A 12,098-nucleotide genomic window follows, 5' to 3' on the forward strand; every position below is an offset into this window, starting at 1 on the left:
CTTTTTACAGGCATGCGGCGTTGGACGATCCGGCCGGTCGGGTGTAAGATTCGCTCTGCGAATTGGTTAGTCGAAATGAGCCGCCGTGGGGGCGGTCGACACAGGCCTTACTGAAGTATACGACGAAAAGAATTTCTATTCGGCGCTTGGGAGCAATTACCAGTTCCTGTGGATGATCAGGAAGCCGGCCGCCGGAAATGTTGTTTGGTGGGAAGTAACCATGAAATGCGTCATTGATCGAGCTGCGTTGCTGGAAGCCCTCGCGGCGACCTCCAGTGTCCTGCTGACCCGCACCCCTAAACTCATCCTCCAGTGCATCCGCGTCACGGCGGAGAAACAGGGCGTCATTCTCACGGCCTACGACCAGGAAGTCGGTCTGCGATATGTGGTGAAGCAGGTGGATGTGACCAAGACGGGCGAAACACTGGTGCCCGGCGAACGGTTGTTCTCGATTGTTCGCGAGTCGGCCGACGAGACCCTTGCGTTCGAGACCGACGGTGATGTTCTTCAGATTCGGGGCGCCGACAGCTATTTCAGGATCAACGGCCAGAACGTGCGAGAGTTTCCGCCGGTGCCCGATATGGAAGGCGAATCGGATTTTGTCGTAAAGGTGGCTGCCCTGCGTGAAGCGGTTGACAAGACGCTCTTTGCCGCGGCGCGCGAGAACACGCGCTACGCCATCAACGGCGTGCTGTGGGAAAAGAGCGGCAAGCAAATGAACCTCGTTGCGACCGATGGCCGGCGGCTGGCGATGTCCGGCGTCTCGTTGGAGAAAGCCGTTGGGGAGGATCGCTCGGCGATTGTTCCGACGAAGGCGCTTTCGCTGCTGGGCAAGCTGCACTTCGACGCCGACGAGTCGATGGACGTGCAGATCAAACAGAATCAGGTGCTGTTGCGTACCTCGCGTGCGACGATCAGCAGCGTGCTGGTCGAGGGCCATTTCCCGAAGTATCAGGACGTGATCCCGCGCGACAACGATAAAAAGATCCCGCTGCAAACCGAGACGTTTCGCAGCGCCGTGCGACGGGCCGCCCTGCTGGCCAACATGGAGTCCAGGGGCGTGCGCATCGCCATTTCGAGCGAGGGCATGGTGCTGACCAGCCGCTCACCGGAGCAGGGCGAGGCGCGCATCAACGTGACGGTGGACTACAAGGGTGCGCCGATCGAGATCGGCTTCAATCCGGAGTTTCTGCTTGACGCGTTGAAGGTCTGCGATGCCGAGATCATGCTGGAATTGAAAGACCCGGGTCGCCCGGGTGTTATCAAGAGCGGGCCGCATTTCACGTATGTGGTCATGCCGGTGAATTTGTCCTGACGCGCGAGGTCGTGCATTCGCATGGCAAGTCGGCGAAGTGCGATTCTGGCAGCAGAGGGCATGACGGGTGCCTCGCGTGCGGCACAGCGGCTGTTTTGGCAGCGGAACGCGATCCAGCGGCGCCAGACAGCGAAGCGGCTGGATCTGCTGGCGAGCGAAGCGTTAGCCGCCGCGCCGACGGATTTGGATCAGTTGACCGATGCCTGGCGGCGCGTGGTTCCGCCGGCGCAACGTGACCACAGCGCGGTGGAAAAACTGCACCGTGGCACATTGACGGTTGTCGTGGACAGCGCCGCGACGCGGTATGTGCTGAATGGGTTGAGCGGCGCTACCATCCTGCCGGCGCTGGCGAACGAGCTGGGAGATGCCCGCGTACGTCGCATCGTGTTTCGCGTCGGACCGATCCAGCGCAGGAAACACGCGGCAGGTGAAGGCCGATCAAGGAGCAAATGAGCGCATCCGTGACTGACACGCAAGTGACCAATCCGGCCGAGGAGAAGGCGAAAGCCGCCCGCGGCCACGGCGAATACGGGGCCGACAGCATCAAGGTGCTGGAGGGCATGGAGGCGGTGCGCAAGCGCCCCTCGATGTACATCGGCGACACCGGCCTGCACGGCCTGCATCACCTCGTCTGGGAAGTCGTGGACAACTCGGTGGACGAGGCCCTGGGCGGCTTCTGCAAGAGCATCACCGTCAAGATCAACTCCGACGGAAGCTGCACCGTCACCGATGACGGCCGCGGCATTCCCTTCGAGCCGAAACGCGTTCCGGAGAATCCCCAGCTCGACGGCAAGAGCACGCTGGAGATCGTGCTGACGGTGCTGCACGCCGGCGGCAAGTTCGATCGCGACAGCTACACGATCAGCGGTGGCCTGCACGGCGTCGGCGTCAGCGTGGTCAACGCCCTCTCGTCGTCGATGGTCGTCGAGGTGCAGCGCGAGGGCAAAGTCGCCACGATGCGCTTCGAGCGCGGCAAGGTCGTCAAGCCGCTGGAGTTCATCGGCGAGACGACCCGCACCGGCACGCGCGTCGAGTTCATGCCCGACGCCGAGATCTTCGACGACATCAACTTCCGCACCGAAACGCTCGTCACGCGCCTGCGCGAGCTGGCCTACCTGAACGAGGGCCTGCGCATTCGCTTCATCGACGAGCGCATCGGCAAGCAGGAGGAGTATTTCTACACCGACGGGCTGCGGGCCTTCGTCAATCACATGAACGAGGGCAAGGCCGGTCTGCACAAGGCGCAGGTGCTCGCCGGGCGAGACGAGGCGCAGGGCCTGGCCTGCAAGATCGCGTTTCAGTTCAACGACGGCTACAACGAGAACATTCTTTCCTTTGCCAACAACATCAAGAATCGCGACGGCGGCACACACCTCTCCGGCTTTCAAATGGGCCTGACGCGCACGCTGAATGCGTACGCGCGCAAGAACAACCTGCTCAAGGGCGATTTGCAGATCAAGGGCGAGGACTGGCGCGAGGGACTCACCGCGATCGTTTCGGTGCAGGTGCGCGAGCCGGACTTTCAGGGTCAGACCAAAGATCGCCTCATGAACGCGGAGGTCGAGGGGTTTGTTCAGACAGTTGTCAACGAGCAGCTTGGCAACTGGCTGGAGGAAAACCCCGGCGACGCCAAGAAGGTGATTCAGAAGGGCATCCAGGCGGCCGTCGCCCGCGAGGCGGCGCGCAAGGCCCGCGAGGCGACGCGCAAGAGCGCCCTGTCCAGTGGAAACCTGCCCGGCAAACTCTGGGACTGCCGCAGCAAGGACCCCGGCGAAAGCGAATTGTTCCTGGTCGAGGGTGATTCGGCCGGCGGTTCGGCCAAGCAGGGGCGCGATTCGATGCGCCAGGCGATCCTGCCGCTCAAAGGCAAGATTTTGAACGTTGAGAAGGCCCGGCTGGATCGCGTCCTCTCGCACGAGGAAATCAAGACGATCATCAGCGCGCTGGGCTGCGGCGTGCCTGGGAGCGAGGATTTCGACGCGACCAAGTGCCGCTACGGAAAGATCATTATCATGACGGACGCCGACGTGGACGGCAGTCACATCCGCACGCTGCTGCTCACCTTCTTCTTTCGCCACATGCGATCATTGATCGACAACGGGTTCATGTTCGTGGCGCAGCCGCCGTTGTATCTGCTCAAGCGCGGCAAGAAGGCGGAGTTCGTGCTGAACGACACCGTCCTGGACGGCAAACTGAACGAATGGGGCCTCGAAGGAACACGGCTGGAGGTACGGAGCGACGGTTCGCAGACGCCGCGGCACATCGAGGGCGAGAAGCTGCGCGAGCTGGTGCGCACGCTGGATGAGATCTCCTTCATCGAGCGGTCCCTGAACCGGCGCGGCATTGATTTTGAGTCGTTTGTCAAGAATCACGTGATGGATCGCGCCGCACCGCTGCCGCAGGTGCGAGCCGTGCTGGCCGGGGCCGAGCATTACTTTGCCGATGACGACGCCTTCAACGCCTTCCGTCGTCAGGCCGCCGAGAAGCACGCGCAGCTGGAGGTCATCGACGGCGGCATGAGCCTGCCCGGCGAAGACGGCGAGGGTGAAGTGGTGCGGCTGGTGCGCTACGAATTGCCCGAGAGCCGCCGGCTGGAGAAATGCCTCCGCACGCTGGAAGAGTTCAAGTTGCCGCTGACGGATTACTTCCTGCGGCGCGAGGAGTTGATCACCGGCGAGTTAAGCCCCGCGCGATACGTCCTGTTGCCGGCCGAAGGCGAGGCGGTCGATCTGGACGGCCTGGGGAGCGTGGCATCGGGTGTGCGCAAACTGGGCCAGCGCGGCACGACGGTGAAACGCTTCAAAGGTCTGGGTGAGATGAACGCCGAGGAACTGTGGGAAACGACGCTCGACCCGACCAGGCGGCAATTGCTCAAGGTCGTCATCTCCGAGGAGGCCGGCGACGTGGAGCAGTTGGAGACCGACTGGCGCAACGCCGATCGTATCTTTTCGATTCTCATGGGCGAAGACGTCGAGATTCGCCGCGGGTTCATCGAAACCAACGCGATCCACGTCAAGGACCTGGATATCTGATTCACGCCGAAATGCCCCGACGCAACCGCTTCGCCGCGTGGTACGAACGCACGCCACGGCCGGGCCTTGCCCTCGTTGCGGTGGTGGTTGTTTTCTACGCGCCGTCACTCTTCACCGATTTCATGCTCGATGACCATCGCATGTTGCGCGTGCTGCGCGACTATCGCGATGGCCAGCGCGACTCGCCGATGGTGTACGACTTTCTCGCCGGCGACGCGCGAAACGCCGTCGAGCGCGAAGCCGGCCTCTACCCCTGGTGGATGGCCGACGATCTGAAGTACCGCCACCTGCGCCCAACGGCGTCGTGGGTGTTGTATGGTGAGTACCGCCTGTTCGGTGAACGGGCAATGGGGTTTCGTGCTGTTGGTGTGGCACTGTATGCGATCGGCGTCGTGTTGATGCTGCGTGTGTTTCGGCTGGTGTCGGGTGATGAGCGCGTGGCGCGGTGGGCGGCGCTGGTGTTCGCCCTGGCGGCGAGCCACGTGATTCCCGTGGTGTTCATCTCGGCACATTGTGATTTGATCGCGCTCGTCGCGGCGGGCGGCGTGCTGACGCTGACAGGCGAATTCGTGCGGCGCGGCGGCGCGGGGCGGCTCGTTGGCGCGGCGGTGCTCCTGCTGATTGGCCTTGGCGCGAAGGAAGCGATGCTCCCGGTGACGATCGCCCCCGCGCTGTGGTGGCTCACGCTCCGCCGGCGCACCGGCGCTTCGTCCGAATTGACACGCCGAACGCGGATCGCAACGGCGCTGATGCTCGCGATCGGAATCACCTGGCTGGCGTATTACACGCGCGGGGGCTATGGCTCGAACACGCTCGCCATGATGGACCCGCTGCGGCATTCGCGCGAATACCTCGCGGCGCTGCCGTCGCGCGCCGTGCTGCTGCTGGGGACGTGGCTCGTGCCGCTCAATCCGTTCCTGCTGGAGATCATCGAGGGCGGCCGGCGATGGCTGACGCCGCTGATGTGGTTCGATCTCGCCGCGCTGCTCGTGGTGGCGGCGCTGTTTCTGCGGCGATGGCGGCGCGTGCCAGGTGTCGGCGTGATGGCAGTGTGGCCTGTGATGTTCCTGCCGATTCTTGCCTGCACGCCGCCGGATGATCGCGTGATGATCCTGCCGTCGATCGGTCTGGCGTATCTGTCGGCAGTGTGGCTCACGGGCCGTCACGGCACCGTTAAGCAGAACGGCAGCGCCGCGAGCATGCAAGCATCGAGCGAGCTGTTGGTCGGTGACGGCGATGCACAACCTGTGCGGGACAGTCGATTGCTTCGCACGCCGCTGGTGTTGTTCATCGGGCTGCAATTGCTGACCGGCGCGGTGAACATCGCAGCCGCGCCGTTCACCGAGTGGGAGGCGCAGCGCAACCTGCGCGTCATGGCGGATGCGCTGAACAGCGACCGAGCCTCGAGCGGTCCGGCGGAGCCGGCGCGGCAGAATCAACCGTGGATCATCGTGCTGAACGCGCGCCGGATGGTCGAACCGCTCTTCATGCAGGATCGCTTCCATCGCGTGATCGGCCCAGGCCGCGTGGCGGTGTTGTGCGACGTGGGCGATCCGAAAGTGACGCGCGTGGATGGCTTTACGCTGCGCATCGAGGCGACAAACACGCCGCTGCTGACGACGTATCTCGGCAGGATGGGCACGCCGCGCGGCCGCTCGCGGCAATTGGGCGATGTCCTCGGCGCGGGCGAATACGAAGCGCGGGTGGTGGCTGTGCGCGACGGCGAAGTTCAAGCCGTTGAGATTCGCTTCCGCGAACCGCTCGACAGCGAAAAGTACCGTTTCTGGTGGAGTGAGCCGGCCGGCCCGCCGCGGCGCTGGTCGCCCAGCGCGCCGCAATCCGCGTCGCCGTAGGGTCCGCCGTGCGGACCGATGCGCAATTCGAGCCGCGATCGTGAGGGAGCGCCGCGCGCCGCTCGGCACGTACCGAATCTATTCGAACAGCCGCGCGGGCTGAAGCCCGCGGCTCTTTGTTCCGCGCCGCCGCTTCTGATGCGCCGGGGCGTCGCTCTTGTTCGGGGATTCGCTTATCACGCGACCCCTGCGCGTCGTCGGCGCGGTGGTCAGGGGATCGGCCGGGCCGGTGAGCGGGTCACCAGGCCTGATTGATTTAAGACGCTCGTCGATGTTCGCGGCATAGTCCTTTGACAGCTCGAAGCCGATGAAGCGACGACCCAGTTTCTTCGCCACCGCCAGCGTCGTGCCGCTGCCGCCGAAGGGGTCGAGCACCGTTTCGCCCTCGCGCGAACAGGCGCGGATGATGCGGCCGAGCAGTTGCTCGGGCATCTGGCAGCCGTGCCAGCCGCGGCGTTCGTTGAACGTGCCGGCGACGCGGGAGAAATACCACACGTCGCTGCCGGGTGGAAAGCGGTCGGGAATATCCTGCGGGCGAAGGACGAAACCATCGGAGGTTGGTACATCAGCGGGTAGCGGTGTCGGCGGAATCATCCAGGTATCGTCTGGCAGGCGGCCTCGCGAATCGGCCCGCTTGTCGGCATAGACCAGTTGTCTGGCGGAGGGTACGCGCACTTCGTCGGCGTTGAAGGTGAACGCTTTGGCGTCCTTGGTGAAGTAGAACAGATGCGCGTGGCTGCGCGTGAACTTGTGTGTGCAGTGAACGCCGAAGGTATAGAACCAGATGACCCAGCTTCGCAGGTGGAAACCGATCTCGCGCGTGGCGAGCACTTTCAGTTCGGCGGCGTACTCGTCGCCAATGGCCAGCCAGAACGCGCCATCAGGCTTGAGCACGCGGCGCACGCCCGCGATCCACTTCTGACACCACGCGACGTACTCATCCGCCGCGCGGCGGTCGTCGTACACGTCGTAGTCATAACCGATGTTGAAGGGCGGATCGGCGAAGGCGAGATCGACGGAGCCTTCGGGCAGGGCGGCGAGGCCGTCGAGGCAGTCAATGTTGTGAATGGCGTTGAGCTTGGGCGGGCGTTTCATGGCGTCCATGCCGCAGCGCGAATCACCGCCGCGTTCCTCCAGACCAGTCCATCGTAGCAACCGCGCGCGCGAAAAGAAAGCCCGCGCCGAACTTGGCCCGAGCCTTGATTGCGTCGAATTCGTCAAACCGGAATCGTCGCTGTGATTTGTTGGGGACGGCCCATCTGCGAGGCGAACTCCTCGGCGTTGGGCGCATCCTTGATGGATCGCGCCGGCACGCCGACGACGGTTGTCATCGGCGCCACGTCGCGCGTGACCACCGCCCCCGCGCCGACGACCGACTCGAACCCGACGCGAACGTTCTGCACCACCGTCGCGCCGATTCCGATGAACGCGCCGCTCTCGACGGTAACGTGGCCCGCGAGGCGCACACCGGGGCAGATGTGAACGGCCGTGCCGATCATCGACTCGTGATCGACGATGCACCCGGTATTCAGAATCGTGTAGTCACCGATCTGGCAGTGCGCACAGACCAGCGCGCCGGCGGCGATGACGACGCCGCGGCCGATGGAAGCGTTGCCGGCGAGCTGCGCGGATGGATGAACCGCCGAGAGTACTTCGAAGCCGTTTTCGTGAAGCGCTTCCGCCATGGCGCGGCGGACGCCGTTGTCGCCAATGGCGACAACCGCGGCACGGATTCCGCGCGCGTGCAGATCGGGCAGGGCGTCGAGATCCCCGAGAACGGGCAGGCCGTCGACCCGGCGGCCGCGGAGCTTGAGATTGCTGTCGATGAAACCGACGGGTTTGTGCTGTTTGGCCTGCTGGAGAATATCGAGCACGACTCGTCCGTGTCCGCCCGCGCCGAAGATGACGAGTTCCATGGTGTGCTCCAGTAAGTCGGCCAGCAGCCGCGCTGCGGAATGATGCCGAACTGACGGCCTCTCAAGGGGTATCGGTGAGGGACTGCGTGCCGCTGAACCGTTCGGGGCTTGGCGGCGTAAAAAGTGCCGACCTCGTGGGGGTTTATGCGGGGAAGGTTCGAGAAAAAAACGCGGGAAGAGGTTGATACGAGCACGGAGAGTAGAAACCGAACTGGCACGGCATGAAAGCGCGAGCTTATCGGGCGAAGCGGCAGGAATTGCACAGCATGGAGCGGGATTGCGCAGGTGGCTCGAGCGAGCAGGTTTTTGGAGCCGAGGCGGTGAAATAGCTTTTATCGGGGTGCGGCGGTGACGATAAAAGCGGTCGAAGCGATGCGCAGAATCGCGGGACCCAGAAACATGGGCAGGAGAACCGCTGTGATAGGGCAAACTCGGACGATCCACGCAACGGGCACGAAGACGGGCATGGCTGTTGGTCGAGGGCTGCGGGGTGTCGGAATTGTGACATGCCTCGCGGGCATCCTGGCGGCCGGGTCGGCGTGCAGCCCCGCGGGCGAATCCGGCAACTGGCTGCTGAACGGGTTTTTGGATCCGGCGCAGGTGGGCCAGTTTCGCGGCGAGAAGCGGAACGAAGTGCGCAGCGTCATCAGCATTCTTGAAGAGCCGATGGGCATCCCGAATACCGAGGAGCCGACGCCAGATGATCACGTCGCGCGCTTTGAAGAGACGCGCATCGCACCCGGGGACGGCGTGAACATTACAATTTTCGAGTTGATGGCGGCGGGCCAGGCGTCGGAGACACAGGTTCGCGTGGGCAATTCCGGTTACGAGACCATTCCGGGAATTGGCCGGATCCGGTTGATCGGTTTCACGCCGCGCGAGCTGGAGCTGGAAATTAAGCGCTACCTCAAAGAACAAGACATCCTTGCCGACGCCGACGTGCAAGTCACCCTTCTGGACGTGCGCAGCCTGCAATACTCGATTCTGGGGTCGGTTCAGCGACCCGGCACATTCGTCCTGCCTCGGCCGGATTATCGTCTGCTTCAGGCGATCGCGGAGGCCGGAGGCATCAGCCCGCAGATCGAGAAAGTTTACGTTTTTCGAAAAGGCGAGCCGGGTCCCGACGAAGCCGGCGCCGCCGGCGCGGGTGCTCCCGGAGCGACCGGCCAGATGGCCTACCATCTGTCCGACGTAGGCCGAACCGGTGGCGGCTTGCCCTTCAAGCAGCCAAACGCAAGCAGCGCGCCGGAGAATCAGGATGTGCCGACTTCGTCAGCCAGTGAACCACCGTCATCACAGGGTGATGGGCTTCCCTCCGAGCCGACGCCCAGCTCGGATTTGCCTGGTCTGGCGAGCGAAGAGCCGACTTCAACGCCGGCATCGTTACCCGCCTCGATGCCACTGAATGAGCCGGCCACGACGGGAAAGACCGTGGATGAAATGGAGATTCTCGAAGGTCGGACCGGAACGTCCCAGCCGTCCATTACATGGGATCCGGCGCGGGGTGGGTGGGTGATTGAGGGTGCACCGGCGGGGCGGGTTCCAGAATCAGAATCGCCGTCGGGCTCCCAGCCTGCCGGGCCTCCTGCGACGCCCCAGGGCGTTTTCGCGACGAGCGGAGAAGATCGAACGCGGATCATCGAGATACCTGCGAAAGAGCTGATGGAGGGAGATACTCGTTACAACATCGTGATACGTCCGTTCGACGTCATCCAGATTCCGCCTGGCGCCGTGGGCGAGTACTACGTTCAAGGGAACGTGGTGCGTCCGGGGGCGTACGCGATGAACGGCCGCCGGCCGACGCTGAAAGAGGCGATCGCCAGCGCGGGTGGATTTGGCGCGTTGGCGTGGCCGTCACGGGTCGATCTGGTTCGCCGGGTGAGCCAGGACGAGGAGCAGATTATCCAGGTGAATTTGGACGCGATCTACGCGGGCGAAGCGCCGGACCTGTACCTGAAGCCCAATGATCTGGTGAACGTCGGATCGTCACCCGCCGCCGTCTTCCTGGCGGTGTTGCGGAATGCGTTTCGATTTACGTATGGGTTCGGCTTCGTGTATGATCGCAACTTCGCGGATGCGGACAGCTTCGGCGCGCGGGAACAAGTCAGGCAGCGTCGGTTGCAGGAAGCCCAAATACGCGGCCTGCCGACGAACTGATGAGCGTGCGTGCGTGCGGCCCGGCTTGCCAAGCGCCGTGGTTGGCGTTCCCCTCCGGAAGGTCGAGCAGGCATGAGTGTCGACAACGCGCCAGCCCACAAAGGCAGCCCTTCGCCGGCCGCAGCGGTCTCCGCAGGCGTTGCATCGAGGCGGCGTCCCGCGGATGCGCTGCCGAGTTGGGCGGCGTATCTTGGCGGATCGGGCATAATCAAAATCGCCGTGCTTGCGGCGCTCATGGCCTGGCTTTACTGGGCGCATCTGGTCCGCCTGTACACGCTGTGGAAAGAGCCCGACTGGTCTCACGGATTTCTGCTGCCGTTTTTTGCGCTTTATATCCTGAATACGAAGAAGCGCGAGCTGATGGAGGCGGAGCATCGCGGTTCGATCTGGGGCTGGGTGCTGATCGCCGGCTCGCTGGGCGTCTTCCTCTGGAGCATCTACGCCAAGATCGGCTATCCCCAGTCGCTTTCGATCGTATCGGTGATTGCCGGGCTGGTCCTGCTGTTGTGTGGCTGGCGCACCTTTTATGTATCGCTGTTTCCAATCGCGTTTCTCGTGCTGACCATTCCGCCGCCGGACCGGCTCTATCGCGCGTTCACGCAGCCGCTGCAACAAGGCGCGGCGGCTGTAGCGACGGCTGTCTTAAATTTGTTTCCCGGGGCCGAAGTGGAGCGCAACGGAATCAATATCTGGTTTTTCATGGACAGCGGCCACCAGGGGACGTTCACGGTGGCCGGCGCGTGCAGTGGCATGCGGTCTCTGATGGCGTTTGTGGCGCTGGGGCTGGCGACGGCCTATTTCGCGCCGCGACCGACGTGGCAGCGGTTGTTCATGGCGGCGGTGACGGTTCCGGTCGCGTTGTTCTGCAATGTGTTGCGCGTCATCATTACGGGGTCGTTCCAGATGTACGAGCGGGGTGATCTGGCTTCCGGCACGCCGCACTCGCTGCTGGGATTTCTGATGTTCGGCGTGGGATTCGGCATTTATGCCTTGCTGCTGTGGGTGCTCGATCACTTGTTCGTCTCGGACGAAGAGGCCTCCACGGCGCAGGCGGAAGCAGCATGACAACGATCCGTAATCAGTTGTACTTTGGTCTGGCGGTGCTGACGCTCGGCGGAACGGCGGCATACGTTCAGATTCAAACGGCGCGCGGGGCGCTTCAGTTGCTGAAAAAGCCGCTTCCCATTCGCAAGCCGCTGGTGGACATGAACCGCGACGCGATGATGCCGTATCGAGTGATGCGGGAAGATCGTCTGTCGGCGGAGATCGTTGAAAATCTCGGGACACAGGAATACATCAACTGGGTGCTTCAGGAGACCGGCCCGCGTGACGCCAAACCGATTCATTTTTCGGTGACGTATTACACGGGGGTTCAGGACCAGGTGCCGCACGTTCCAGAGGAATGCATGTTTCAAGGGGGGATGACCCAGGAATCGGACACCACGCTGACGCTGAAGCTGCCCCGCCTCGGGCGGGAGGTGCAGGTTCGTCGGTTGAGCTTCAACACGCCGCGGCAGCTTGGCCAGCGTGCGTATGTCTATTACACTATTTGCGTTAACGGCGCGTTCTACGGCGATCGCCAATTGGTTCGCCTGAAAATGGCGAACCCGACGGAGTCCCACCTGTACTATTCCAAGGTGGAGATTTCGCTGGACGGCAGCGGCGTGGACAACCCGACCCGGTTTGATGAACAGGCCGCGGAGGTGTTTGACCGCGCGTTGACGGAGTTGTTCAAATCGCATTGGCCGCCGCCCGGTTCCGAACGCGGCGGCATGGCCGCGCCAGGGAGCGGCGCGGCGTCCAGTTGATTTCCACGGACAAGGAC

General features: G+C 63.4%; 9 protein-coding genes. 7 read left to right on the forward strand and 2 right to left on the reverse strand.

Annotated elements, in window-relative coordinates; all coding sequences use genetic code 11:
* The first annotated feature begins 220 nt into the window (after nt 1–220).
* The 4 genes from dnaN to HRU71_09150 are packed head-to-tail and all read left to right on the forward strand — an operon-like array spanning nt 221 to nt 6,200.
* Nucleotides 221–1,315, forward strand: a complete 1,095-nt coding sequence (gene dnaN, locus HRU71_09135; GenBank protein ID QOJ03641.1) for a DNA polymerase III subunit beta — start codon at nt 221–223, stop codon at nt 1,313–1,315.
* 21 nt (nt 1,316–1,336) lie between these two features.
* On the forward strand, nt 1,337–1,768 hold the full coding sequence (locus HRU71_09140) for a DUF721 domain-containing protein (GenBank protein ID QOJ03642.1): 432 nt from the start codon (nt 1,337–1,339) through the stop codon (nt 1,766–1,768).
* Nucleotides 1,765–4,347, forward strand: a complete 2,583-nt coding sequence (gene gyrB, locus HRU71_09145; GenBank protein QOJ03643.1) for a DNA topoisomerase (ATP-hydrolyzing) subunit B — start codon at nt 1,765–1,767, stop codon at nt 4,345–4,347. The genes HRU71_09140 and gyrB overlap by 4 nt, the downstream gene beginning before the upstream one ends.
* An 11-nt stretch (nt 4,348–4,358) precedes the next feature.
* A complete protein-coding gene (locus HRU71_09150; GenBank protein ID QOJ03644.1) occupies nt 4,359–6,200 on the forward strand; it encodes a hypothetical protein in 1,842 nt (613 codons plus the stop codon).
* A gap of 78 nt (nt 6,201–6,278) precedes the next feature.
* Here HRU71_09150 and HRU71_09155 read toward each other — a convergent pair whose 3' ends face one another.
* Both HRU71_09155 and HRU71_09160 read right to left on the reverse strand, forming a co-directional pair.
* Nucleotides 6,279–7,304, reverse strand: a complete 1,026-nt coding sequence (locus HRU71_09155) for a site-specific DNA-methyltransferase (GenBank protein ID QOJ03645.1) — start codon at nt 7,302–7,304, stop codon at nt 6,279–6,281.
* A gap of 113 nt (nt 7,305–7,417) precedes the next feature.
* Nucleotides 7,418–8,116: an acetyltransferase gene (locus HRU71_09160; GenBank protein ID QOJ03646.1), complete on the reverse strand. Its 699-nt coding sequence runs from the start codon at nt 8,114–8,116 to the stop codon at nt 7,418–7,420.
* A gap of 465 nt (nt 8,117–8,581) precedes the next feature.
* Here HRU71_09160 and HRU71_09165 point away from each other — a divergent pair, with 465 nt between their 5' ends.
* The 3 genes from HRU71_09165 (at nt 8,582) to HRU71_09175 (ending at nt 12,081) form a co-directional block, all read left to right on the forward strand.
* Nucleotides 8,582–10,273, forward strand: a complete 1,692-nt coding sequence (locus HRU71_09165; protein ID QOJ03647.1) for an SLBB domain-containing protein — start codon at nt 8,582–8,584, stop codon at nt 10,271–10,273.
* Nucleotides 10,274–10,345: 72 nt separating this feature from the next.
* Complete coding sequence (locus HRU71_09170; protein ID QOJ03648.1) at nt 10,346–11,338, forward strand: exosortase/archaeosortase family protein; 993 nt, start codon at nt 10,346–10,348, stop codon at nt 11,336–11,338.
* Complete coding sequence (locus tag HRU71_09175) at nt 11,335–12,081, forward strand: exosortase-associated EpsI family protein (protein QOJ03649.1); 747 nt, start codon at nt 11,335–11,337, stop codon at nt 12,079–12,081. The genes HRU71_09170 and HRU71_09175 overlap by 4 nt, the downstream gene beginning before the upstream one ends.
* The last annotated feature ends 17 nt before the right edge of the window (nt 12,082–12,098 follow it).

This window comes from Planctomycetia bacterium (genome assembly GCA_015200345.1).
GTDB lineage: Bacteria > Planctomycetota > Phycisphaerae > UBA1845 > UTPLA1 > PLA3.

Coding starts and splice junctions, on each gene's coding strand:
- dnaN (QOJ03641.1), top strand. CDS start 221: ATGAAATGCGTCATTGATCGAGCTGCGTTGCTGGAAGCCCTCGCGGCG.
- HRU71_09140 (QOJ03642.1), top strand. CDS start 1,337: ATGGCAAGTCGGCGAAGTGCGATTCTGGCAGCAGAGGGCATGACGGGT.
- gyrB (QOJ03643.1), top strand. CDS start 1,765: ATGAGCGCATCCGTGACTGACACGCAAGTGACCAATCCGGCCGAGGAG.
- HRU71_09150 (QOJ03644.1), top strand. CDS start 4,359: ATGCCCCGACGCAACCGCTTCGCCGCGTGGTACGAACGCACGCCACGG.
- HRU71_09155 (QOJ03645.1), bottom strand. CDS start 7,304: ATGGACGCCATGAAACGCCCGCCCAAGCTCAACGCCATTCACAACATT.
- HRU71_09160 (QOJ03646.1), bottom strand. CDS start 8,116: ATGGAACTCGTCATCTTCGGCGCGGGCGGACACGGACGAGTCGTGCTC.
- HRU71_09165 (QOJ03647.1), top strand. CDS start 8,582: ATGGCTGTTGGTCGAGGGCTGCGGGGTGTCGGAATTGTGACATGCCTC.
- HRU71_09170 (QOJ03648.1), top strand. CDS start 10,346: ATGAGTGTCGACAACGCGCCAGCCCACAAAGGCAGCCCTTCGCCGGCC.
- HRU71_09175 (QOJ03649.1), top strand. CDS start 11,335: ATGACAACGATCCGTAATCAGTTGTACTTTGGTCTGGCGGTGCTGACG.